This is a genomic window from Mucilaginibacter aquatilis (assembly GCF_009755275.1).
In the GTDB taxonomy this organism is placed as follows: Bacteria; Bacteroidota; Bacteroidia; order Sphingobacteriales; family Sphingobacteriaceae; genus Mucilaginibacter; species Mucilaginibacter aquatilis.
The window spans coordinates 829271-854571 of record NZ_WQLA01000001.1; the positions used below are offsets into that span (position 1 = coordinate 829271).

General features: G+C 40.3%; 23 protein-coding genes. 9 read left to right on the top strand and 14 right to left on the bottom strand.

Annotation, left to right across the window (positions count from 1 at the left end; translation table 11 throughout):
• Positions 1-37: 37 nt before the first annotated feature.
• Positions 38-868: a hypothetical protein gene (locus tag GO816_RS03755; RefSeq protein ID WP_157539997.1), complete on the top strand. Its 831-nt coding sequence runs from the start codon at positions 38-40 to the stop codon at positions 866-868.
• A 15-nt stretch (positions 869-883) separates the two neighbouring features.
• Positions 884-2194, top strand: coding sequence for an acetylxylan esterase (locus GO816_RS03760; protein ID WP_157539998.1), 1311 nt, complete (start codon positions 884-886; stop codon positions 2192-2194).
• 1 nt (position 2195) lies between these two features.
• Here the strand turns inward: GO816_RS03760 and GO816_RS03765 are convergent, their stop codons facing one another.
• Positions 2196-2618, bottom strand: coding sequence for a DUF983 domain-containing protein (locus tag GO816_RS03765; RefSeq protein ID WP_157539999.1), 423 nt, complete (start codon positions 2616-2618; stop codon positions 2196-2198).
• Positions 2596-3498 carry an AraC family transcriptional regulator gene (locus tag GO816_RS03770; RefSeq protein WP_157540000.1) on the bottom strand — a complete coding sequence of 301 codons (903 nt, stop codon included), beginning with the start codon at positions 3496-3498 and terminating at the stop codon, positions 2596-2598. Before GO816_RS03770 ends, GO816_RS03765 begins: the two co-directional genes overlap by 23 nt.
• Before the next feature lie 219 nt (positions 3499-3717).
• Between GO816_RS03770 and GO816_RS03775 the strand changes: the two genes are divergently transcribed.
• On the top strand, positions 3718-4401 hold the full coding sequence (locus GO816_RS03775; protein ID WP_232336479.1) for a Rossmann-fold NAD(P)-binding domain-containing protein: 684 nt from the start codon (positions 3718-3720) through the stop codon (positions 4399-4401).
• Between the two features lie 79 nt (positions 4402-4480).
• Here GO816_RS03775 and GO816_RS03780 read toward each other — a convergent pair whose 3' ends face one another.
• The 4 genes from GO816_RS03780 to GO816_RS03795 all read right to left on the bottom strand — a co-directional run bounded on the left by GO816_RS03780 (position 4481) and on the right by GO816_RS03795 (position 8949).
• Positions 4481-4909 (bottom strand): nuclear transport factor 2 family protein, encoded by a 429-nt coding sequence (locus GO816_RS03780; protein ID WP_157540001.1) that lies wholly within the window; start codon positions 4907-4909, stop codon positions 4481-4483.
• A gap of 344 nt (positions 4910-5253) precedes the next feature.
• Positions 5254-5682 carry a nuclear transport factor 2 family protein gene (locus tag GO816_RS03785; RefSeq protein ID WP_157540002.1) on the bottom strand — a complete coding sequence of 143 codons (429 nt, stop codon included), beginning with the start codon at positions 5680-5682 and terminating at the stop codon, positions 5254-5256.
• Between the two features lie 299 nt (positions 5683-5981).
• Positions 5982-8126 carry a carboxy terminal-processing peptidase gene (locus GO816_RS03790; protein ID WP_157540003.1) on the bottom strand — a complete coding sequence of 715 codons (2145 nt, stop codon included), beginning with the start codon at positions 8124-8126 and terminating at the stop codon, positions 5982-5984.
• A gap of 214 nt (positions 8127-8340) precedes the next feature.
• Complete coding sequence (locus tag GO816_RS03795; protein WP_157540004.1) at positions 8341-8949, bottom strand: hypothetical protein; 609 nt, start codon at positions 8947-8949, stop codon at positions 8341-8343.
• A gap of 347 nt (positions 8950-9296) precedes the next feature.
• On the opposite strand from GO816_RS03795, the gene GO816_RS03800 reads away from it, so the two are divergent.
• The 3 genes from GO816_RS03800 (at position 9297) to GO816_RS03810 (ending at position 12253) form a co-directional block, all read left to right on the top strand.
• The gene (locus GO816_RS03800; protein WP_157540005.1) at positions 9297-10211 is read left to right on the top strand and encodes a DnaJ C-terminal domain-containing protein; all 915 of its coding nucleotides are present in this window, start codon (positions 9297-9299) and stop codon (positions 10209-10211) included.
• A gap of 1 nt (position 10212) precedes the next feature.
• Positions 10213-10503, top strand: coding sequence for a chaperone modulator CbpM (locus GO816_RS03805; protein WP_198171408.1), 291 nt, complete (start codon positions 10213-10215; stop codon positions 10501-10503).
• Between the two features lie 469 nt (positions 10504-10972).
• The gene (locus GO816_RS03810) at positions 10973-12253 is read left to right on the top strand and encodes a replication-associated recombination protein A (protein WP_157540007.1); all 1281 of its coding nucleotides are present in this window, start codon (positions 10973-10975) and stop codon (positions 12251-12253) included.
• Positions 12254-12306: 53 nt separating this feature from the next.
• Here the strand turns inward: GO816_RS03810 and GO816_RS03815 are convergent, their stop codons facing one another.
• The 3 genes from GO816_RS03815 to GO816_RS03825 are packed head-to-tail and all read right to left on the bottom strand — an operon-like array spanning position 12307 to position 16546.
• The gene (locus tag GO816_RS03815) at positions 12307-12999 is read right to left on the bottom strand and encodes a response regulator transcription factor (RefSeq protein ID WP_157540008.1); all 693 of its coding nucleotides are present in this window, start codon (positions 12997-12999) and stop codon (positions 12307-12309) included.
• 3 nt (positions 13000-13002) lie between these two features.
• Positions 13003-14649 (bottom strand): sensor histidine kinase, encoded by a 1647-nt coding sequence (locus tag GO816_RS03820; protein ID WP_157540009.1) that lies wholly within the window; start codon positions 14647-14649, stop codon positions 13003-13005.
• Between the two features lie 4 nt (positions 14650-14653).
• Positions 14654-16546 carry a S9 family peptidase gene (locus GO816_RS03825; RefSeq protein ID WP_157540010.1) on the bottom strand — a complete coding sequence of 631 codons (1893 nt, stop codon included), beginning with the start codon at positions 16544-16546 and terminating at the stop codon, positions 14654-14656.
• A 156-nt stretch (positions 16547-16702) separates the two neighbouring features.
• Here GO816_RS03825 and GO816_RS03830 point away from each other — a divergent pair, with 156 nt between their 5' ends.
• The 3 genes from GO816_RS03830 to rfbC are packed head-to-tail and all read left to right on the top strand — an operon-like array spanning position 16703 to position 19401.
• Entirely contained in the window at positions 16703-18523 is a 1821-nt protein-coding gene (locus GO816_RS03830; protein WP_157540011.1) for a tetratricopeptide repeat protein, read from the top strand.
• An 18-nt stretch (positions 18524-18541) separates the two neighbouring features.
• A complete protein-coding gene (locus tag GO816_RS03835; protein WP_157540012.1) occupies positions 18542-18844 on the top strand; it encodes a DUF4286 family protein in 303 nt (100 codons plus the stop codon).
• 8 nt (positions 18845-18852) lie between these two features.
• Positions 18853-19401, top strand: a complete 549-nt coding sequence (gene rfbC, locus GO816_RS03840) for a dTDP-4-dehydrorhamnose 3,5-epimerase (protein WP_157540013.1) — start codon at positions 18853-18855, stop codon at positions 19399-19401.
• Between the two features lie 95 nt (positions 19402-19496).
• Here the strand turns inward: rfbC and GO816_RS03845 are convergent, their stop codons facing one another.
• The 5 genes from GO816_RS03845 to GO816_RS03865 all read right to left on the bottom strand — a co-directional run bounded on the left by GO816_RS03845 (position 19497) and on the right by GO816_RS03865 (position 25240).
• Complete coding sequence (locus GO816_RS03845; protein WP_157540014.1) at positions 19497-20261, bottom strand: metallophosphoesterase family protein; 765 nt, start codon at positions 20259-20261, stop codon at positions 19497-19499.
• Positions 20262-20459: 198 nt separating this feature from the next.
• The gene (locus tag GO816_RS03850; protein ID WP_157540015.1) at positions 20460-22937 is read right to left on the bottom strand and encodes a YfhO family protein; all 2478 of its coding nucleotides are present in this window, start codon (positions 22935-22937) and stop codon (positions 20460-20462) included.
• Positions 22938-23000: 63 nt separating this feature from the next.
• A complete protein-coding gene (locus GO816_RS03855; protein WP_157540016.1) occupies positions 23001-23318 on the bottom strand; it encodes a hypothetical protein in 318 nt (105 codons plus the stop codon).
• Between the two features lie 8 nt (positions 23319-23326).
• Complete coding sequence (locus tag GO816_RS03860) at positions 23327-23593, bottom strand: DUF4834 family protein (RefSeq protein WP_157540017.1); 267 nt, start codon at positions 23591-23593, stop codon at positions 23327-23329.
• 114 nt (positions 23594-23707) lie between these two features.
• Complete coding sequence (locus GO816_RS03865; protein WP_157540018.1) at positions 23708-25240, bottom strand: cryptochrome/photolyase family protein; 1533 nt, start codon at positions 25238-25240, stop codon at positions 23708-23710.
• Positions 25241-25301: the final 61 nt, after the last annotated feature.

The following is a 25301-nucleotide window of genomic DNA, read 5'->3' on the forward strand; positions in this document are numbered from 1 at the left end:
AATGAAAATTGATACCGGGCGAATATTACATATTCAAATGTTAAAAAAAGTCATCCTTAAACCTCACTCATTAACGCTGGTTTATACTATAGTATTAGTGTTTACGCTTGTGCAGCAAGCTTCGGCAGGGGGCTGGCCTGTTCGTAAAGGCAAGCTGCTTACATCAGTTTCTGTAAGCTACTTCAGGGCTAACAGTGCCTGGGATTCTACAGGTAAATCACGCAGCTACCCGGGTAATGGTTATTTTGCTTCGCAAAGCATTGGTATTTATGCCGAGTATGGCATATCGCGCAGGTTTACCGGCATAGCGTCTCTTCCATACGTTTTGAATCAGATAAAACAAGATTCGCTCAAGATATCACAATATGGCTTTGGTGATGTTGAGGCCGGCTTACGCTACTATCTTACAAATATTGAATTTAAATACTATTTGGCTTTACAGGCAACGGCAATTTTGCCGCTATACCCAAGGCAATCACTAGGGCTTGGCGCTCCGGGCACCGACCTGTCTGTACTGATGTCCGGCGCGGGCAAAAAGTACTACTTTACTGTTCAAACCGGCGGACGCTTTTACTTCTCTGATACCGGCCCCACCCAGTTCAGGTATAATGGCGTAATTGGTTATAATATTGATTTACATAATCAGTTAAGCGCAGGCCTGTCGGGCGTTATATCATCAAGTACCAACAAAGAGTTTAATGTAAACTTTGTTCAAAACCGCGATTTTGCTTATCACCAGCTTTCGTTAAGTTACGGCTATTTGCTCAACCGCGATTTATCTTTCTTTGCAACCGTAAACCAGTTCCTGTTTGGCCGTAATACAGGTAAGGGAACCAATATTGCGTTTTCTGTGTCTAAAAAATTTTAATAATCTACCCATAACATGCTGATTACGGATACACTAAAGTTTTTAAAGTGCGCTGTGCTCGCTGCAGTTTTTATAACCTGTAATACGCTTAACGCTACGGCACAGGAAGAGGAAGTTATATGGGATGCCAAACCATCAAAAAAAGAAGCTATTTATAAAAGAACCGACCGTATTGCCTATAAAGTTGAAATAAAAAACAACTTGAGGACAGATCAAAGTGGCAGATTAAGCTACACAATTATTTCACCCAATAATAAGGAAGTAAGCAGCAGCTCCATCAGCGTTAAGGTAAACAAAAAAAGCAGCGGAAAATATCAGTTAAGTATTCCAACCCAGCCTGCAGGCTTTTATAAGGTAAACATTATGCTAAATACTAATGAGTATGATGATACCATAAGACGAGTAATTGGTATCAACCCACAGCAAATAAGCTCGGCCGGAAATAAGCCAGCCGACTTTGATACATTTTGGGATAAAGCAAAAGATGAGCTTAACAAAATTGCCCCTAACTATAAAGTAACCGCACAGCCCGATTCTGATAAGAAGAACACCAACGTTTACCTGGTTGAAATGAAATCAATAGGTAACATTACCGTACGAGGCTGGCTAACGCTTCCTAAAGACCGCAAGCCCAAGGAGAAGTTTCCGGTTTGGGTGATATTGCCGGGCTATGGTGGCGAAGGTGTAAAACCCATTTATGGCTCGCCGCAAATGGCTGTACTATCATTTAACGTACGCGGCCATGGAAACAGTAAAGACGTTATACACACCACTACCGAAGGCTACGTGACAACTGATGTTGAAAACCGCAATAAATACGTATTTAGAGGTGCCATAATGGATTGCCTGCGTGCTATAGATTTTATAGAAACCCGTAAAGATCTTGATTCCACTCAAATACTGGTTTCAGGAGCAAGTATGGGTGGCTATCTATCTATTGCAGTTGCATCTTTAGATCAACGTGTAAAGCTTTGCTCATCAAACAACCCAGTGTTTTGTGATTATAGGGCATCTGTTGGCAGTAAGGAATGGCCGATGAAAAGCTTTACCGAGTATGGCCGTAAAAGAGGTATTGCGCTCAATACATTACTGTACAACCTAAATTACTTTGACCTGAAAAACTTTTCAGATAAACTTAAGTGTCCTGCCCTTATTGGTATGAGTTTACTTGATAACCTTGCGCCTCCGGCAAACGTGCAAGCAATGCTCAACAACATAAAGGTTAAATATAAACTGTTTGTTTATCCTGAGCTTGCGCATGAGGTACCCCCTTCAATTTATGAGTACCTCAGCAACTGGACAATGGATAAGTTTGGCTTGTTTTAACTTAAGCCTTACCAGCACGGGTTGGATCGAAATGCAGGTTAGGTGTTAACCAGTAAAGCAAAATCACCCTTGAATACCTGAAGTTAAAAGGCCACAGTGCAAACGCCACGCCTAACAATATGGTAATATATAACCATGGCGACTCTAAATTGCCGGTTAAAATGTAAGTAGCAACGGCAAGTGTAACCATTTCGGCAACGTTCATTGCGTAGCTTACAAACATTGCCACATAAAAATACCCGGGCTCTATTTCAAAGTGAAAACCACAATGCGGACAGTTTTCACGCATTGTTTGCCCTCCTAAATGATAGCCTTTGCCGGCAAACATATTACCGGTACGGCATTTTGGACACTTACATTGTAAGGCGCTTTTAAATTCAGAAGGATTTGCCATTGCTGTTTTATCTAAGCTTAATGTTTTCATGTTGTGTATGTTTAAGTGCCTCTTTCCTGAAAACCTCCGGAGTGAGGCCTGTTTGCTTTTTAAAAAATTTTGTAAAGTTTGAATTATCTTCAAAGTTGAGTTGAGCTGCAATTTCTGATATACCTAACTGCAGGTTTATAAGCAAGCGTTTTGCTTCAAGCGTTATCCTGTTACGTATCACCTCCCCTGCCGATAAATTCAAAGCATCTTTACAAAGCGCATTTAGGTGGTTTGGAGTGATGTATAGCATTGCGGCGTAATCTTTAGGTAAGCGCAATGTTCTATAATACTTTTCAATTAGCGTTTGAAAGTTGCGCAACAGCGTGTAGTTGTAAGGATTTATGTTTACGCCCTGTTGCTCAAAGCCCAGGCGGCCAACCTTTATAAAAACCTGCAGCAGCAAGGCCCTAACCATATCAAGCCCAAGTCTTTGAGGGGCTTCGCCTTCGGTAACCAACTGTTCAAACAAAGCCAAGATTTCTTTGTGCACCTGCTGTGGTAAATCAATTACAGCATTAGCGGTACTTCCGTTAAAAAAAGAAAACTGCTCCAGGTAATCAGGCTTCAGTAAGAAGGAGTTGAAAAATGGAACGGAAAAGTTTATAACGTAGCCATCAACATCACCTTTAAACGCCCAACTATGCACCTGGCCCGGTACCATAAAGTAAATTTGATAGGGTTTTACGTCAAATTGCTCAAAGTCTATGGTGTGACTACCGTCTCCTTGTGTAAAAAATACGAGGTGGTAAAAGGTGTGCTTATGAGCCATTTGCAGGTTTTGATGCCTTTGCAAATAAGGCGCAAACCTGCTTATCAGTATATCATCTTGCTTAAATTCAGATAATGTACAAATATCGTAAACCGGTATATCCTGCTTCATGATGATACAAATTTAAGTAGTACTGTACCATTTTCACTGGTATTAAACATAATCTTAATGGTATCATTTACTTATTGATGCAATTTTAGATTTTAGTTATTGTAAGATGGGTGACCCAAATCATACTAATAAGTGACATTTATTACAAAGCATACACCAGTATAAAAAGTTCGCTGATTGCATCCTGATGAAACAAAGTGAGCGTGCAATAGTATTTAAATGATGACTTCCAAATCAATACCATTATTAAGGGAAATAATTACTGGTGCCACCGGTATGGTTGGCGAGGGTGTTGCTTACGAGTGCATGAAATCGCCCCTGGTAGAAAGCATATTATTGGTTAACAGGAAACCAAGCGGCATTACACATCACAAAGTAACCGAAGTTTTGCATGATAATATGCATGACCTAAGTAAAATAGAAGACAAGCTAATTGGATACAATGCCTGCTTTTTTTGTCTTGGAATTTCATCAATTGGTGTAAGTAAAGATGATTATTACAAGATAACTTATGAGCTTACCATGCATTTTGCCCAAACACTTAGCCGCCTTAATGCTGATATGACCCTTTGTTATATATCAGGTGCCGGCACTAACATCAACGGCAGCAGTAATTGGAGCCGTGTGAAGGGCAAAACCGAAAATGACCTTAAGCTGCTTCAGTTTAAACAGGTATACAACTTTAGGCCGGCATTTATGAAACCAACCCCGGGGCTAAAAAATACTCTCGGATTTTATAAGTATATAACCTGGATGTTTCCGTTGTTAAGGCCCATCATGCCCGGATCTATAGGAACCCTTACCGAGCTTGGGGAGGGAATGATTAACACCGCTGCTTACGGCTATAACAATGACACGCTTGACGTTAAAGACATCAGGACAATGGCAAGGCATCAACCATAAAAAACGTTATGAAACACAAAAGGCTGCTCAGTTGTGAGCAGCCTTTTGTGTTTATGATATATTAAGTTGAAGGGCTTATTTATTTGAATACAGAATATACGTTGGTGATTTTCCAACCATCGCCGGTGTTGGCAATGGTAACATAGTTGGTACGGGTAAAGTTGCTATATTTCATATCAACCTTTACAATGCTCATATCATCATTGCTTTCAACCTCACTAACTGTGGTAGCACAATCCTGACGTACATCTTTATTTTCGTCGGCATGTTTAATTAAATCGGCTTTGGTAAAGCTCATAACTGCCTTGCCGCGTAAAATGTTAAACTTTGCGTTATCTTCAATTACTGATGCCAGCTCAGTGTTTTGACCTAAAGTGGCGCTATTTACGTAAGCTTCTACAGCATAATTTTTAGTTAATTTAACTGCTGGTACGGGCTCGTCGGCTTTTGCTATGTTAGCAACTATTACTAAGGCTAAGCCTAATACAAGTGATTTTAAGGTTTTCATATCGTTGAGATTTTAAATGTTGAATAAAGTTTTTTGTTTGCTTTTCTATCTATAAGACAACCGCTTAACAGCAAACGTTACACTTGTTTGCCAACTATTTTCACATTTAACAACCTTTTAACATTTGGGCATCAAAATCAATAAGTTTGTTAATTTGTCTGTATAATCTAGTTAAGATCATAAGTAAGACTGTATTTAACTACGACATTTTTAAATGACTGATTTTCTATGCGTCTAAATATTTTCTAACTCTACTATACCACCAGAATGACGAAACGCTATAAAGCACCAAAGCCGCTCAAATGAGCGGCTTTGGTGCTTTATATAATTGAGAACAAAACTTCTTATTTAACTACCGAATATACGTTGGTAATTTTCCAGCCATCACCGGTATTAGCAACGGTTACATAGTTAGTGCGTACAAATTTACCATAGTTCATTTCTACTTTCACAATGCTCATATCTTCGTTGCCTTCAACTTCTTCAACGTTAGTTTTACAGTCCTGGCGCACGTCTTTGTTTTCGGCAGCAAACTGTAACATAGCTGACTTGCTGAAGCTCATTACTTTGTTGCCACGCAGGATACTGAATTTGGCATTCTCTTCAATTACGTTATTAAGTTCGGTGCTCTGACCTGTTGTCATGGCGCTTACGTAAGCGTCAACTGCATTATTTTTGGTTGATTTTACTGCTTTAACGGTTTCATCAGCTTTTACAAACTGAGCAGTTGCTAATAAAGCTATACCTAATACAAGAGTTTTTAAAGTTTTCATATCGTTTAAAATTGATGTTATTTAAATTGTTGTTTTTGCTTTTATACCCATAAGACAACACAAATACTACAAACGTTACAAAGAATTTTATTTTGTTGTAAATATTTATCGAACGGTGATTGGGAACATGATTTTGGCTTGATTGTTTTCACTTATTTTAAAATAATTCAGTTACACCATTCAAAAGGCAAATAAAGGCTCAAATGGCAAGATTAAAGCACACGAACATCACAGAATAAAATTTGGCCAAAAAAAACGCCCGACAGGCGGGCGTTCATCAATTACAAGTTTCTCTTTTATTAAGGCTGCGTAGGCGCCTGATTATTCGTAAATCGGCTATCCTTACTTATACTAATGTAATCAGTTAAAATTTGCCCCGCCTCCATTTTCAAAAAGTCAAGGTCTTCATTCTTTGGTCTAACCTGTCCTTTTTTTAATGGCGGTAAATTCAATGCTGCACGACGCAAGTTATTACGCTCAAAGTTTTTTTGCTCTTCACTGTCGCGCTGTTGCTTTAACTGTTGCTCATTCAGCGTTATGCTTGTTTCGTTTTGACGTTTTTTATAGTCGGCAATATCTTCAAGCAAATACTTATAGTTTGCATTTTTTGCCATACGGTCTTCATGCATTTTGCTCAGTTGAGGTATTACCGTGCCCAAATCACCTACTTTGGTATAATTACTTTTGTTAATTACATCAAATGGTAAAGCTGATGGTTCGGTATCTTCTCCATACTTATCTAACGGAATAACCGAAGGGAATTTGATATCAGGCATAACACCTTTATGCTGTGTAGAACTTCCGCTTATGCGATAGAACTTGGCTACTGTTAAGTTCAACTGCCCGAATTTAGATTCTGCTCCTGTACCGCTTCCTTTTTTAGTCATGGCCGTAAGCATTTCTTTGATTGATGGGTTAATTACCTTATCTAACTCAATAGCGCTTTGTACAGTACCTTTACCATAGGTTTGCGTACCTATAATGATACCTCTGCCATAATCCTGAATAGCGCCTGCAAAAATCTCAGATGCCGAAGCGCTGAAACGATCGGTCATTACCGCAAGCGGGCCTGCATAAGTCACAGTTGGATCTTCATCTTCGTCAACCTCAATACGGTTACGGGTATCACGTACTTGTACTACCGGTCCGTTTTTGATAAATAAGCCGGTAAGTTCAATAGCTTCAATTAATGACCCACCTCCGTTTTGACGAAGATCGAGTATTACACCATCAACGTTTTCACGTTTTAAGGTATCAAGTATCAACTTTACATCGCGAGTGGTACTTTGATAGTTCGGATCTTTTGCGCGGTAAGCATTAAAATCAATATAAAATGCAGGAACGTTGATGATTCCGATTTTTAAAGTTTTACCGTTTGAATTGTAAGTGCGTATTTCTTTTTTGGCTAACTGATCTTTCAAAACGATTTTCTCCCGCACCATTTCAACAATGCGTGGCTGTGCCGAAGTTGAAACTCCTTTAGGCAATATTTTCAAACGCACCGTTGTGCCTTTTTTACCGCGTATAAGTGCTATAGCGTTTTCAAGGCGCCAGCCTACTACATCTTGATATTCACTGCCCTGGTTACCTTGTGCAACGGCTACAATACGGTCATCAATGTTTATTTGACGGCTTTTATCAGCAGGGCCACCGGCTACAACACTTTTAATGGTCACATACTCGTTTTCACTGGCCAGCGTTGCGCCTATACCTTCTAACGAGCGTGACATTTCAATATTGAAATTAGCCGCGTTGGCAGGGTTATAGTAATTGGTATGCGGATCTACCGACTCGGTAAAGGCATCCATAAATATCTGAAAAACGTCTTGGTTTGATAGTTTTTTAGATTGCGATATGAGGCTTTGGTAACGCTTACGTAAGGTTTCCTTGTTTTTACCCATATCGGCAGTGGCCAGCTTAAGGTTAAGCAAATCATACTTCACACGCTGGCTCCAAAGCTTATTCATTTCAGCTTGGTTAGCAACCCAGAGCTGCTTTTCACGGTCATAAGTAAAGCTCTCACTTTTACCATAATCAAATGATTTATCAACCTGTGCTAATGAGTAATTAATGCGCTCCAGATAACGTTTTTGATAAACGTTAAATATGTAGAACGCATTGTTCAAATTACCCGTTTTAAGGTCATCGTCAAACACCGTTTTAAAGCGGTCAAAGTCTTTGATATCAGATGCCAGCAGGTAGTTATGATTTTGATCTAACGATTTAAGATAGCGGGTATATATAAGGTTGGAAAGCGAATCATTAAGGGCAACTTTCTTGTAATTATAACTGCTTATAAGTCCGGCAACCTCCTTAGCTACGATACTTTGTTGTTGATCGGGTACCAAATTAGTTGAACCGTCAACCTTTACCGGCCCTGACGTTGACGCCTGGCAAGCCAGCGTTGCGCCCAACACCAGGAACGTATATATTTTTGTAAACATTTCCTTTATATTTTTTAAATCTGTGCCTGAATTATAAAACATCAATATTAGTGCCTATAGTATACAAGTTGCCAAAGTAAACAAAAAAGAGACAGCAATTTAGCTGTCTCTTATATACAAATGCAATATTATGACACAATGTTTTTTTACCTGCTTATTATTTTATTGTGGGGCAAAAAAATTGTTTTTCTGTTAAACACTACAGGCTTAAAAATTATAAAGTATTTTGTCCGGCGCTGGCTAAACCTGCATCGGTTTTTACTGCGGCAAGTTTGGTACGCTGTAAGTTATCCTGATGCCTTTTTACCGATACAATATCATCATTCCAGTGATGAGTGCTGGCAAGGTCTTGCGCTTCATCTAAGTCTTGCTGGGCAAGGGCAAAATCGCCAATGGTTGATTTGATAGATGCCAGCTCAATAAGGTTGGCAATGGTTAAGCGATCGTTACTTTGCTGGCGCGATAAGTTATTGCTTTGCAAAAAAAACCATTTAGCTTCTGAAAGCTTATTTTGCTGCAGGTAAATTTTAGCAAGCTCGTTAAAACTATAGCTGGCCTCGGCATACTCTCTAAAACGCATTTGATGCTGAGCGGTTTTCATTACCGTACGTTCATTTTGCGTGATGTTGTAAATGGTTTGTGATATTGCCACCCTGTTAACAGCGGCTTTGCTCAATTTACCATCAAGTTTTGGCAGGTATTGTTTCACCTGAGCCATTTGCGCATAGCGCGCATGCTTTTTTAAAGGACCTACTGCCCACCACTGTGCCGAAGCAGTAAAACCTGTTGTACATAAAACTAAAACCAGTAAAATTCCTCTCATCTATTCTTTGTTGGGTTTAATGAATTAAGCTATAAGCAAAATTAAGTTTTATAAGCAAACCAAGTACTATTGAAGTGTAATTTAAGTAAAAACTTTAGTTAACTTAAAAATTAAGTTGAGCTATTGTAATGGTTGTAAGGACCATCCGTTTTCCTTTTTACTTAACCCTGTTTTATACGGTGAATTAACAGTAAATGTTACACTGCTTTGTAAGGTTTAAGCTTAGTAAGTCTCTTCAATCAAAATGTATCCAAAATTATTCGCATCCCTTTTATGATGTTTGGTGCGGCAAACCACTGCAGGAAAATAAATGTTATAGTCTACAGTTTATTATAAATTTTTAAGCCATGGCCTTTGTTGATTATTACAAAATTTTAGGTGTTGAAAAAACTGCCAGCGAAAAGGACATTAAAAATGCTTATCGTAAGCTGGCCCGTAAATATCACCCCGACCTTAACCCGAACGATACTGAAGCCAATAAAAAGTTTCAGGAGATAAATGAGGCTAACGAAGTACTTACCGATGCCGAAAAGCGTAAGAAATACGACCAGTATGGAGAAAACTGGCAACATGCTGATGCCTATGAGCAGGCACGCCAGCAGCAGGGCGGTTCTTATGGTGGCTACCAGGGCGGAGGACAGCAGGGCGGTTATAACTTTGAGCAATTTGGCGACGGTGGTGGCGACTTTTCAGAATTCTTTCAATCGATGTTTGGCGGCGCAGCTGGAGGCGGCAGGCGGCAACAAGCACGCTATCGCGGCCATGATTTTAATGCGCAACTGCAACTAACCTTGCAGGAGGCCGCACAAGCACATAAGCAAACGCTTACGGTAAATGGAAAAAACATACGCATAACCATACCGGCAGGTGTAGAAAACGGACAAACCATAAAAATTACAGGACACGGCAGCCCTGGTGTAAATGGAGCCCCGGCGGGCGACTTATACATCACCTTTATGGTTGCCGATGATGCACGTTTTAAACGGCGCGGCAACGACTTGCTGGCTACCGTATCACTTGATTTGTATACAGCAATATTAGGTGGCGAAATTACGGCCGACACGCTTACCGGGCAGGTTAAAGTAAAAGTAAAGCCCGAAACGCAAAATGGCACACAGGTTAAACTAAAGGGCAAGGGCATGCCTGTTTATAAAAAAGATGGCGACTTTGGCGATATGTACCTTACTTACAATGTACAGTTGCCTACCAACCTCACCCCTGAGCAAATTGAACTATTTAAGCAACTGGCTAATCGTAAATAATATGACAACAGAGCAGTTAACCCCCGTAAACGATTTTTGTACCTATCACCGTATTGAGTATACCGTTATCACCACGTTTCATGATGCAGGTTTGCTTGAATTAAATACAATTGACCAGGTTAGCTACATTCCGGTGTATGAACTACCACGGTTAGAGCGCATGATACGACTACATACTGATTTAGGAATTAACACAGAAGGTGTTGAAGCTATAACGCATTTGTTAGAGCGTATTGACATAATGCAGCAAGAGATGCAGTTGTTAAAGAATAGGTTAAAAAGTTATGAATAAGCTAAAATCAATTATTTAGTAAACTTGATTACAAACTCTTTAGCTTCAGCCATGCTTTTGGGATATACAGTGTAGGTATAGTAGCCGTATTGTCTTGTTTTTACATATTTATCATTTACATGCTGATATATGAACCCGTTTTGTTGTAAAAATTTAACCACGCTCCATGCCTTGATATTGTTACGTTTAGGCGGCCTAAATTTGTGATTATAATATACGAACGTTTCTCCGCATTCTTGGCACTTGCCGAAGTTATTATTAAAACCCCTATTATTACTAAAGGCTTTTCTACAGTTTAAGCATACAATCTTATATCCCATAGAGTTAGTTTTAAATTGATGGTAATTACAAATGAATTCGTCAAACTTAACCTAAATCTATTATTTTCTATCTATCACAAAAAATGTAATAACTACTGGTCTGTTAAATAGATTAGCTGTTTATAACAACAATTTCGAAATTTGCATTTATGAACAATTTACCGCCATTGGCCGAACGTATGCGCCCTAAAACCCTCGACGATTATGTTGGGCAGAAACATTTGGTTGGTCAGGGTGCGGTACTGCGCAAGGCAATCGAATCGGGTAATTTACCGTCGATGCTGTTTTGGGGGCCGCCGGGTGTGGGTAAAACTACGCTAGCCTATATTATTTCACAAAACCTGAACCGCCCGTTCTTTTCTCTGAGCGCTATCAACTCAGGAGTAAAAGACGTGCGCGAGGTAATTGAGAAAGCCGCACTCCTTAAGCAAGGCGGACAAACGTTACCGGTTTTGTTTATAGATGAGATTCATCGTTTCTCAAAATCGCAGCAAGACTCACTGCTGGGCGCTGTGGAACGAGGTATTGTTACCCTCATTGGCGCAACTACCGAAAACCCTTCGTTTGAAGTAATTTCAGCATTGTTGTCGCGATGCCAGGTTTACATACTACAGCATTTGCATGAAGATGACTTGTTGGCCTTGCTCAATAAGGCAATGAAGGAGGACGAGGTATTAAAGCATAAAAATATCATTATTGAAGAGCATGAGGCATTGCTACGCCTTTCTGGCGGTGACGCACGTAAGTTGCTTAATGTTTTTGAGCTGCTTATAAACGCCATCGATGCACCTCAAATTACTGTTACTAATGATAATGTACTCGAAAATGTGCAGCAAAACATGGCGCTGTATGATAAGGCCGGCGAGCAGCATTATGATATAATTTCGGCCTTCATCAAATCTATGCGGGGCAGCGATCCTAATGGTGCGGTGTATTGGCTGGCCCGTATGCTGGTAGGTGGCGAAGACCCATCTTTTATTGCCCGCCGCATGCTTATACTGGCTTCCGAAGATATTGGCAATGCCAACCCTAATGCTTTGCTACTGGCGCAAAGTTGTTTTGAGGCAGTAAATGTAATTGGCATGCCCGAGGCGCGTATCATCCTTTCGCAAACCGCCGTTTACCTGGCAACATCTGCAAAAAGTAATGCCAGCTACATGGCTATTGGCGCAGCTATGGACTTAGTGAGGCAAACCGGCGACCTGCCTGTGCCCTTACACCTGCGCAATGCGCCAACCAAGCTCATGAAAAATATTGGTTATGGTAAAGAATATAAATACGCCCACAGCTATGAAGGAAACTTCACCGATCAGGACTTTTTGCCGGATGCTATTAAGGGAGCCAAGTTATACGACCCAGGGCAAAATGCCCGCGAGAATGAAGCCCGTGAAAAGCTGCGTACATTGTGGGGCGACAGGTATAAGTATTAAGAGATTTAAGTAGCAGCCACCAGGAATTCTGTGGCTGCTATTTGGAAATTTAATTATGCCTCGTAGGCAAATTTATAGCCCACGCCTCGTACGGTTTGCAAATATTGGGGCGAATCGGGGTTGTTTTCTATCTTTTTACGGAGACGAACAATGTGCATATCAAGCGTGCGCGTGTTAACATCTGCATTGTATCCCCATACCTCCATCATCAGTTCTTCGCGGTTAATTACCTTGTTTTTATTTTTTAAAAAGTAAAGCAATATCCTATTTTCCAGAATAGTTAACTCAACCTTGCGGCCGCCCTTTACCAACAGGTGAGTGTTGGGATGATGCTCCATATCCGCAAAACGGTGAACTTCTGATTTTTCACTGTTTAAAGAGAACTTGATTTTATTATCAATCATAGCTACCAGCACATCCATGTTGAAGGGTTTGGTAATATAATCGCTTACGCCAAAATTATAAGCCTCAATTTTATCAACGTCTTGCGCCTTGGCGGTCATCATAATTACCAATTTATCAAAGCCTTTTTCACGTATGGCCGTGCAAACTTCTGAGCCTTGCTTACCGGGCAGCATCCAGTCTAACAACACAATATCCGGATTACCCTCCATTATCATTTGTTCCGCATCGTTACCATTGGCTGCTTCGAGTACCTTGTAACCCTCAGTCTCTAAACGCTCGGCCACTAAAAAGCGCAAATTCTCGTCATCCTCAACCAGTGCTATCTTAATTTCTGTGTTCATGATTTAATTTTCATAAGGCAGGGTTACAATAAACTCCGAACCTTCGTTTACTTTACTTTTTACCTGCAGGTCTCCGTTCATAAAATTAGCCAGTTCTTTACAAAAAGCCAAACCCAGGCCTACGCTTCCGGTTTGGTTATACTGGTTTTCTATGCGGTAAAACTTTTTAAATATATTACTAATCTCGTTTTTTGGAATACCAATACCCTTATCAGCAAACGAAAAAATAATGTTACGCTTTTCGTAGCCAATGCTTATAAACAGTTCCTTTTGCCCAGGGTTTGAGTACTTGTAGGCGTTCTCAATTAAATTTTGAAATATACTGCCCAACAAAACCGGATCGGTATAGAAATTATAAACACCTTCTACACGATACTTCAAATTAAAATCAGGGTACTTTATACTAAAGGTGTTAATGTATTTCTGCACAAACTCTTCCAGATTGACTTCCGTTTTATTAAGCTTTATTGACCGGTTTTCAATTTGCGTAAACGAAAGCAGTTTGTTCATTAACTCGTTAAGTTTATCTGCCTCCTCATCTAAAATTTTACCGTAATGCTTTCGTTGCCGCTCGGTAAGCTCCCCTTCGCCTTTCAGGTTGGATCCGGCTATTTTAATAACGCTAACCGGAGTTTTAAACTCGTGGGTAAAGTTATTTATGAAATCATACTGCAGCTTAAACAGTTTAAGATTCACATTTAGGTTGCGGTATATAAGCCAGCCAATAAGCACCAGGAAAATATAAATCAATAACACAATGGCTGCGGTAGGCATAAAGTGCTTATTTATTTCATTATCAAGGTGTGATCTATCAGATCTGAAATATAACTTGTAATCAGAAAATGCCCCGGGTAGTGCTACCTCTGTTCTAATCTCGCTGTTATCGGTACTAAGCGGGTCATAAACAACTGGCTGAATTGATATATGCTGATAAAGCTCGGGGTGCGTATTTCTAAGTTTTATGGTATATACATCAAGCAAAAACGTCATCATATTTTGCTTGTACACTGCTGATTTTCGCCCTCCGTTTTGCAGTTCGCGATATTGCTTTATCTCCTCTCGGCGGGGTATGTTCAGGTAGCTTATCTTACTGGGTTTAACGTCATAAAATGTGCGGTAAATTTCATCCTGATTGGGCACCCGGGAGGTATCTGCATTTACAAGAAAATAGTTAAACTTAGCCGACATGGTGGCGAAGTCTATACCAGCCGCACCTGTTGATTGCCTGCGCCCCTGTATACGCTGATTTACTTGCCTGTATTCGTACACTGCTTTTACAGTAATACCCATTGAGTTGCCGGTAGTACTTTGCGGATTACTGCCTATGGCTATTTCATCATACCGTATAGTTTTCACAAACGGAAAATCGTCAAATACTGACCGTGCATAATTTGCAGCTGATGATGAATCAAGAAAGCCCTGATAGGATGTTATTTCGGGGATGCGGTTCTGAAAAAAGCTATTGTATGGCTTTATAGTTTGCTCAAGCACATCAAGCTTTTTTGATGCGAATTCGTTTTCAACCAGGCGCGATGTAAAGTTATAGCCAATAACAAGCGCTACCACCACCATGATAGATATAAGCACCAAAAAGGCCCCAATTAGCGAGAAGTTTTTTTGGTAAATATGCTGGTGTGCTTTGGCTGCCATAGCATTAAGGCTTAACCTTCATATGAGTACTCAGGAATTTCTCAATATCAGTATACATGGCCATACGGTTGTGCTCACTCTTGAAAAAATTACGTTCGTTATCTTTAAGCACATACTTAACAGAAACGTTGTTTTTTTGCAACGCCCGTACAAATTGGTTTAACTCACTGATGTTTGCGCGCGGATCTTTAGCACCCTGGAAAATAAGCAGCGGGCTCTTGATTTTATCGGCATGAAATACCGGCGAAATAGCCCTGAAAACATCAGCATCCGTTTCGGGATTACCAACCATTTCATAGGTCATTTGTAAACGGGGCTTTAAAAACGGGGGAACGTCTTTCAAATAGTTAAAGAAGTTTATAAGCCCGTACTGAACTATGGCGCAATTATAAGTTTTAGGGTGAAACGACATACCGTACAATGCCGAGAAGCCGCCAAACCGTGCTCCCATTATAGCTATCTTTTTAGGGTCGGCAATGCCTTCTTTTATGAGCCATTGAACACCATCATTTATATCACTTTGAATTTTACCGCCTACCTGTTTAAAACCGGCACTCATGAATTTTTTTCCGTAGCCGGTAGATCCTCGGTAATTAATTTGAAACACGGCATAACCACGGTTAGCCAAAAACTGAACCTCGGCGCTGTACCCCCAGTTGTTACGATTCCAGGGGCCATCATGCGGCATAACCACAACCGGTAAGTCTTTGTCCTTATCACCCAAAGGCAACGTTAAGTAACCGTTTATAAGCAAACCATCGCCCGCTTTAAAACTTACCGGTTTCATAGCACACAGCTCTTCGGGCTTAAAACTGGTATTTAGGTTACTTAGTTGGGTTAACTTACCAGTACTTTTTTCGTACAGGTAAGAGGTTCCTGGGTTACGATCAGTATAAGTAGTAATTACAAACTTAGTTTCGGCGGTATCACGGTCAACAAACTTAACTGCACCATTGCTCAGTTTCTTTTTAAGATCACTGAACATATTGCCTGCTTCGGTATTTAGAAAGTGCTTATGTGGCTTTGCATCTTCCCAGCCGGCGTACTCCAGGCGCCTTTTATTACGCGAATAACCAACATCCATTATATCGGCCTTGTCAGTAGCATAAATCACTTTTTGTTCCCGGCCTGTAAGGGCATTTATTTCAACAAGGGCAGACTTATCTCGGTTTACATTTGATAAGGCATAGAATGTGTTACCTGTATTTGTAAACGCAACCGGATCAACCTTATTTTTAAAATTGTTTTTAATGATGGGTTTGAACTGTGCCTGCTCATTACTCCGGAAAAGTATGGTTTCATCAACCCCGTCTGAAGCTTTGGCCAACAGTATTTTGCCGTTATTATCAGTATACCACTCAGTAATATTTCCCGGGTTAGTTATGTATAGCGTTAACTCGTTAGTTTTAACGTTAAGCCGGTATACATCAAATGTTGCCGGGTTACGCTTATTCATTATAATGGTAACCACATCGGGGTTTTGCCTGCTGCGGTTAAGCAACCTTATACGTGTTTTGGTTTGGCTTAACAAGGTACGCACCTGCAGGGTGTTTACATCAAGCGCATACATCTTCACCTCATCCATTTCAGTAACATCCTGGCTAAAAACCAACTGGTTATTGAACGTCCAGAAGTAGTCGCGCACCGGATTATCAGTAAATGATGTTGCCATACGCTCCTTGCCATCTTCGAGCGACTGAATAAACAAATTTTGCCTGTCCTTATATGGTTTCAAATACGATAAATACTTACCATCGGGCGATATTTTAAGGAAGCTTTTATCAGGTGTTTTGAAAAAATCGCTTATAGGTATCTGCCTGCGATCCTCTTCCTGGCACGAAAAAAAAGCGGGCAGCAGAATAACAATAAGTATCAAATATTTTAAACGGTTCAGCATCTTAATTCTGTGCGTTCTTTTTCCAATCAGGTTAAATTATATAAATTTACTAAGCTGAGTAACAATGTCACCACAATTTTACCCGTTAGTATTAAACCTAAACTATTAGTAAAATATATAATTGGCTTGGGTTGCAATTTATTATTTTTGACATACATGAAGCGTTTACTTATCCTGATTTTTACATTGTTTGCTGTAACAATTTGCTTGCAGGCGCAGGAAAGTAACGATATGCAACTGGCAAGGCAGTATTCACAAAATGGTGAATACCAAAAAGCCGCTGATGTTTACCAGCGTTTGTACCGGCAGGATAATGAGACCTATTTCTTCCTGTATATTGAAACGCTCAGTAACTTAAAAAAATACGACGAAGCCGAGAGCCTAGCTAAAAAGATAATTCGAAAACACCCCGATGAACCGCAATATGCTATAGCTTTAGGCAAAATATACAATGATTGGGGCCAAACCGATAAGGCTTCTACCGTGTATGAAACTCTGCTTAAAAACCTACCCGCTAACCAGGCAGCCATCAGCAGTTTGGCCACACAATTTTACCAAACCGGTAATACTGATGTAGCCTTGAAAATTTTGTTGAAGGGGCGTACCATGCTCAGCAACCCACAGATGTTTAGCATGGAGCTGATAAGCCTTTACCGTATAAAGCGCGACAAAGCAGCCTTAACTGATGAATACCTGAACTTGTTGTCTGTAAATCCTATCTACATTAATCAGGCTCAAAACACACTTGCCACATTGTACGAGGGCGAGGCTGATTATGACATGCTGCGTACTGCTTTGTTAAAGCGTATTCAGAAAGATCCACAACAAATTGTGTTCACCAGTTTGCTTACCTGGCAGTTTTTACAACAGAAGCAATATGATCAGGCGCTTAACCAGGCGCTGGCTCTGAACCGCCGCCAGCCTAATGATAAAGGAAACGACATATTTGATCTTTGTCAAACACTGGTATCCAACGGAGCTTATGAAACCGCAATAAGGGGATATGAATATCTACTTACAAAAAACAGCCGTGGAAACGATTTATACATTCCCGTAAAAATTGAACTGGTTAACGCCAAAAGCTTAAGAATAACATCGGGCAAGTACACACCGGCCGATTTGTTGGAATTAGAAAAAGATTACACAAGTCTGCTGGCTGAGTTTGGTAAAAATGCCGGGACTGCATTTGCTATGCAAAAGCTGGCAAACCTGCAAGCTTTTAAATTGCATAAGCTTAATGATGCTCAAAAAATTCTTGAAGAAGCAGTTGCCCTACCAGCGTTACGCCCGCAAACTTTGGCTTCATGCAAGCTTGATTTAGCCGACGTATACCTGATGAATAACCAGCCCTGGGAAGCTACACTTATTTACAGCCAGGTTGAAAAAGCTTTTGCCGGAAGTACTATGGCTCAGGAAGCAAACTACCGTAATGCTAAACTATCCTATTACACCGGCGATTTTAAGTGGGCCAAAAATCAGCTTAAAGTATTGAAAGCTGCAACATCACAACTTATAGCAAACGATGCCCTGAATTTGTCATTACTAATAGGTGATAATTTGGTGACTGACACCGCCGGAAACGCACTTAAGATGTACGCACGGGCCGATTTATTGATATTTAAAGAAGAACCGGAAAAGGCTGTTATAACGCTTGATAGCATTGACAAAAAGTTTCCGGGTAACGCACTTGCTGATGATTTACTAATGGCAAAGGCGCGCATATTTGTTCAACAAAAAAACTATCAGGCAGCTATTGTGCCGTTAAAAAAAATTGTAGCCGACCATCAATATGACCTTTGGGCTGATGATGCTGTATATATGCTGGCTACCATTTACGAAGAGCAGTTACAGGACAAGGAAACGGCCAAATCTTACTATCAAAAAATCATTACAGATTACCCCGGCAGTATTTGGATAAGCGATGCCCGTAAACATTTCAGAATATTACGCGGAGATACACCTGATAGCTCCTCTTAATTTATATTTTTGCTAACAATGATTATTTATAACGAAACCTTTGTGGTTGATGCAGGCGCAAGTACCGAGTGGCTGCAATGGATGAAGCAGGAGCATATACCTGCTGCTATGCAAACTGCTTGCTTTACGGAATTCCAGATACTTGAGATTATTGACTCACCTAATGAAGGGGCTACGTTTTGCATTCAATACAAAACGCCTGAGTTAAGCAAATTTGAGGAGTTTAAAAATCAGCATTTGCAGGCTTTACATGTTCGCCACCATCAACAATTTGAAAACAGATACGTGCTGTTCAACAGCATTATGAAGACCGTTGACTAATAACTTTTATGAACGTTACCACTACCAACATTGAGGGGCTGCTGATTATTGAGCCCAGAATATTTCCTGACGACCGTGGCTACTTTTATGAAAGCTACAACAAGAATAAATTTGCAGAAGCAGGAATTACAGCTGACTTTGTGCAAGACAATCAATCATTTTCGCACAAGGGCACTTTAAGAGGCTTACACGGGCAGGCAAATCCTTTTGCACAGGGCAAACTGGTAAGGGTTTTACAAGGAAGGGTTCTTGATGTAGCGGTTGATATACGTAAAAACTCACCTACCTATGGCCGCCATTTCTCAATAGAATTGAGTGGTGATAACCATAAACAATTTTGGGTACCACCCGGCTTTTTGCACGGTTTTGTAACGCTTGAAGATAATACGATATTTACCTATAAAGTAACCAACTTTTATGACAAGGCTTCAGAAATTGGGGTGTTATGGAACGACCCTACCCTTGGTATTGGTTGGGGTATTAATGAAAGTGAGGCATTATTATCACCCAAAGATGAGGTTCTACCTGCCTTTGCAGATTTTGTAAGTCCTTTTTGACATTAAGATAAATTAGTGCGAAAGGTTTGTACAGAAAGCTTGGCATAAGCCATAAGTTTAACGTATCAGGCCTTTCGCAATTTTAAAACAGTGTCTTAATTTTCAATTCTTAAATCTTTAGGCATACGTCCGTTCAGTAAAAAATGCGACCAGTTATCGCTGCCATTTGCCTTAGCTACATTTGATGCACGGTTCCAGTTATATGCTACATACACCTGCTCAATGTTAACTGTCACTCCATCCGTACAAACTATAGCATATTTTGCATGCGGAGTCATTGATTCCATTGCAAAGCGGTGCTCACCAACGCCTAAATAAGCCGGCAAACCAACGCTTCCCGGATTCAAAATAATTTTACCGTTACTTAGATACACCAAACGGTTCACATGTGAGTGACCGCATAAGATGACTTTTTGTGTGATGTGTGAAGTCTTTGCTATCAACTCATCATCGTTATAAACAAACACACCATTTGGTGTTACCTTTTCCAGCAAGTATTCATTATCGCTGGTTGGTGTACCATGGCAAACAAAAAACACCTCATCGAACACGGCAGTCGGTGGAAGGCTTTTCAGCCACATAATACTGTCTTTAGAAAGCTCGCCCTTTACCCGCTCCATATTTTCCTTTTCAGTAACTTTATCCAGGCTCTCCAATATCTCGCGGTCGGTATTTCCACTTATATTAAACATGGGCGTATTACGTATGATCTGTGCGCATTCTTCCGGTTCTAATGCGCCGAACACATGGTCGCCAAGATTTATAATTGTATTTATTTTTTTTGCTTTAATATCGGCTAAAACGGCCTGCAGGGCTAAACAGTTGCCATGTACATCTGATATGATGGCGTACGCTTTCATAGTGAGTTTGGGTATAGATTAAATTAGCCTGGCTGTAATTAAACCGGCTATTACAATTATACGCAAACGATATATATATTGTTACTTAAGTTAAAACCATACTTGCACGCTATAAGCAGTAGCAAATAGTATCATCTTCCTAAAACAAAAAGGGCCGATTATAATAATCAGCCCTTTAATCAATTATATCACTTACGGTTACGCTTCTTTATTAATAAGTGGCGCTTTCTTTTTGGTTTCTAAATACAATGCACCAAACAAAACCAGTACAAGTATTATAGATGCAATTAATGATATTGTTTCGCCGGTGTAGTATGATGCCGGGTGGAAGATAAATTCAATTTTGTGATTACCAACTGGGATAGCTGCTGCGCGCAACAAATAATCGGCACGGAAAAATGGCTTCTCTTCATTGTCTATCAACATTTTCCAGCCTTTATCATAAAACACTTCTGAGAATATAGCAATCTGATCTGTGGTTGAACCCGATTGGTAAACTAAATGATCAGGGTTGTAGCTGGTTAATTTGATAGTTGCAGCACCATCAACCGCAGTTGCCTTATCATTAATCAGTTTTTTGTATTGCTGATCAACAATAGCTTCGTTTTTAGGGTCAAAGCTGCTTATTGCCTGCATTTCCTCATCAGCATTTTTAGCATACTTTATACTCTTAACAAACCAGGCGTTTCCGCATGCGGTTTGATTAGCCTGCATGTTGGCAGCGTTTGTTTTAGGATCATTATTAATGATGTACTTGGTATTCAACATATCCAATACATCCTGGTTTATGCTCTTTGTGAACTGATTTTCAATCAATTCCTGGTAGCGTTTAAGTTTGGCTGCATGGTAACCACCTATTGATTTGTGGAAATAAGATGTATTTGCGTTACTGAAAGGATCGCCGCCGGCTAAATCAAATACACGGAAATTAGGATCGGTGTCACGAAGTATGAAACCGTCTACTTCACGCTGCTGTGGCTTTATTACATCCTCTTTAGCAACAAAGTTTTCATCTTTAAGGTAACGTTTATCTACTGTCCATAAATCAACAGTTACTAAAATAAGGAAAGCTATTGAGGCAACAGTTGCATTCAGTTTTCCTTTTAATAAAGCAAACAATACACCAAATGCCAGCACTATAAATATAAGCGACCTGATAGCATCGTGACTGGCTAAGGTACTGCGATCCTGAACAAGGGCATTGGCAATAGCATTAGCAAATGACACATCGCCACCTATGGCCTGCGCCAGTTGGTTAACAAAGCCCTCATGCTCTGGCGATTTAAAGCTTAAGAACAATGTTGGCATTACCCATAATATTAAACATACACCGCCTGTTACACCGGCTGCTATCATTAACTTCTTTAAGGCATCTTCCTTGTTGGTTGTGGTAATGGCTTCGTGTACTGCCATAAAACCTAACACGGGGAAACACAATTCAGCAATAGCCAATATTGAATCAAGTGCCCTGAATTTATTGTATAACGGGAAGTAATCAAAAAACAGGTTAGATAAAAGCGAAAAGTTGTGACCGAATGAAAGCAGTATAGTTAAAACTGATGCGCCTAACAACCACCATTTTAAACGGCTTTTTACTACCAGCAAACCAAACACAAATAAAAAGCACACAATGGCTCCAAAGTATGTAGGGCCTTCGGTAAAGGGCTTACCACCCCAATATGAAGGCATTTGTTGTGCAAAGCCTTGTGCTTGCTGGGCATCAACGCCTTTATCCTGCAATACCTTAACTACTTTAGAGTCGGTACCGCCGGCTTCGCCGCGGCTTCCGCCCCCATAGGCGTTAGGCACCAAAAAGGTAAAACACTCGCCTATGCCCTGGCTCCACTGAAATGCATAATCGCGGCTTAAGCCGTTTGATGGCTCAGAGGTATTTCTGGTTAAATTTGATTTACCGCGTATCGATTCGTTGCCATATTCGTAAGTAGTCCATAATGAACCAGCATTTACTGCTATTGCTAATGCAGCAGCGGCCGCCAGGTAGCCAAAGCTTTTAAAGAAAGATTTAGTTTGCTTGGTTTTAAATGCGTGATAGAATTCAATACATACGTAAATTATTAATGCCAGCAGCAGGTAATAGGTCATTTGTATGTGATTGGAGCGAATTTCAACTGCCAGGAAAAATGCAGTAAGCGCCGAACCCAACAGATATTGCCCCCTGAATGCCATAATAATACTGGCAATAAGCGGTGCAAAAAGAGCTATGGCATACACCTGGTTGGCGTGCCCTGCATCAATTAGTATGAAGTTATACGTTGAAAATGTAAATGCAATGGCCCCGGCAGCGGCAAGCCACGGATTTAAGCGCAATACCGATAACAGGAAATAAGTTCCCATCAGCAGTATCAAAACGGTATCAACAGGGTTTGGAAATACGGTTTTTAAAACATCAATAATATATGTGGTAACATTGCTTGGAAACGGCACCCAAACCTGGAAGGCCGGCATACCGCTAAACATGCTATTGGTCCAAAGCGGCGCTTTACCGGTTTTTTCCTTCACATCCATTATCTCTTTCTGCGTAGCTTGTGCCCGCATAACATCACCCTGATTTAGGGCCTTACCCTGAAATGCAGGTGTAAAGTACACGAAACATATAGCTAAAAAAACTCCGAAGATGGCAAAATGAATGCCATTGCGCTTGAACCAGTTGCTCATTTATCTTTAGGGAAAATTTATTCCCCAAAAATATAAAAATGGCTGATAATAGAAACAGATAGTTTATACGGCTGCAACCGGCTTACAATGCAGTGCCACAACGCCAAGTAAATAATACAGCAATGCCATACCAAGCAAGCTTATGGCATATATTATTTGCGTCTTTTTTTCTTCAAACTCCTCGGTATTGCGGCGAATGGTGTAGTAGTTGTACCACGCCAAACCGGCCATCCCCACCCACAAAAACCAATGAACACGTTCACAGTTTACACACACTTGTACCAGTAGTGCAAACACAATATAGTTAACGGTAGTTAAAGATATTAATGCCTGCAGGCTGTAATGGCGGTCTTTGAAAACACTATCGGGCTGACCTATCATAACTTATTCTATTTTACTTCTTCGTAATCAACAAAATCGCCCTCGTTATCCGGTATCTGCGATTTCTTTACGGGAGGTACATGATCTATTTTTACTTTGCCTTCGGCACGACGTTCAGATTTATTTTGCTGCTGAAAAGGATTTTGTTGCTGGCCGTATTGTTGTTGAGCCTTATTTACCATACTCTGAAACAGCATTGGCAAAAATATACGCGCCAAACTGCGTATGATGTAAATAACACAAATACTTATAATTAGGAAACGGACTATTAACATTCTAAAACAATTAGTTTACAAATATAAGCTAATAACGTAAAAAATGTTTGTATATGATACCCGGCTGTGCTATTGGTTTGTAATAATCAGTTTGCCTTTTACTGTGATACTTCGCTATAATGCATTCAAATTTTCAAGGTAAGCTTCGGCCTGCTCCATTATCCTCTGCCTTTCGTCCGGCTTCATTTTTTTTAGATTGTTATAAGCCATACCTATGCGTGGATTCTTTTCCAGCTTATCGGCATTACGGTCAAAAAAGTTCCAGTATAGGCTGTTGTATGGGCAAGCCTTTTCGCCGTGCTTTTTCTTGTAATCATAATGGCAGTTTTTGCAGTAATCGCTCATTTTATTGATATACGCTGCAGATGCTACGTAAGGCTTGGAGGCTATGATCCCTCCATCGGCAAACTGGCTCATACCACGCGTATTTGTTATTTCAACCCACTGTATAGCGTCAATATAAATGCCCAAATACCATGCATCCATATCATCGGGATTTATGCCGGCAAGTAAACCAAAATTACCAATAACCATTAGGCGCTGTATGTGATGCGCCCAGGCTTCGTTAAGCGACTGACCGATGCATTTATTGAGGCAGTTCATTTTAGTGTTACCATCCCAAAACCAGTGAGGTATTTCTGTATGATGCTTAAAAAAGTTCTTTTCATCATAACCCGGCATTTGGGCCCAGTATACACCCCTCATAAATTCACGCCAGCCTATGATTTGCCTTACAAAGCCTTCTACCTGGGCTATGGAAATATTATGGCTTTGTTTTTTGTAGTAATCAAGTACGGTACCCACCACCTCAGCAGGTGATATCATTTTTACATTTTGGGCAAAAGATATACGCGAGTGAAACAGGCTGATGTGATTTTGTAGCATCGCATCCTCATAGGTGCCAAAGTTTGGAAGTAGGTTTTCGCAAAAATACTGCAGCACCTTCAAGGCTTCTTTCCTGCTTAGAGGCCATGCAAAATGCTTTGCATCAACGTTTCCAAAGTATTTAACCTTTGCCGCGTCTATCATTTCCTTCAACGCTAACACATCATGATCAAAATTCAACGGCTCCTGCAGCGGCACTTTTCCATCGTACCTTTTACGATTATCGGCATCAAAATTCCAACGGTTGTGTACCGGGTCATCGCCATCCATTAAAATGTGATGCTTTTGACGCATGTGGCGGTAAAAGCTTTCCATACGGTACCCTTTTCCTCCAAAAAAATCCTTTACATCAAATCGTTCTGTTAAAAAATGTTCTGTATCGGCCGTTGCGGTATCAATGTCGAGCTCATTGCAAAGCGTTTTCAATTGTTCATCAAGCCGGTACTCGTCAGGCAACTGGTACTCAAGGCGCTCAAATTTTTCTTTTTTGATAACGTGTTTGATGTTTTCAGAAAAATCTTGCTTGTTGCCCCTATCGTCAAGATTAACGTAGATCACTTTATGCCCATGCTGGGTTAACTGGTGTGCGAAGTTTCGCATGGCGGCAAAGAAGGCCAGTATTTTTTGTACATGATGCATTACATATTGCTGCTCCTGCATCACCTCAAGCATAATATAAGTTACATTGTCGTCAACATTGTTATACCAACTATGCTTGCTGTTTAATTGATCGCCCAGTATTAAGCGTAAAGTTTTGGCCATGCAACATAAACGCCGTTGCAACAAATACTGTTTTGTATTGCTTAGTGCGCTTAGTTGTGTT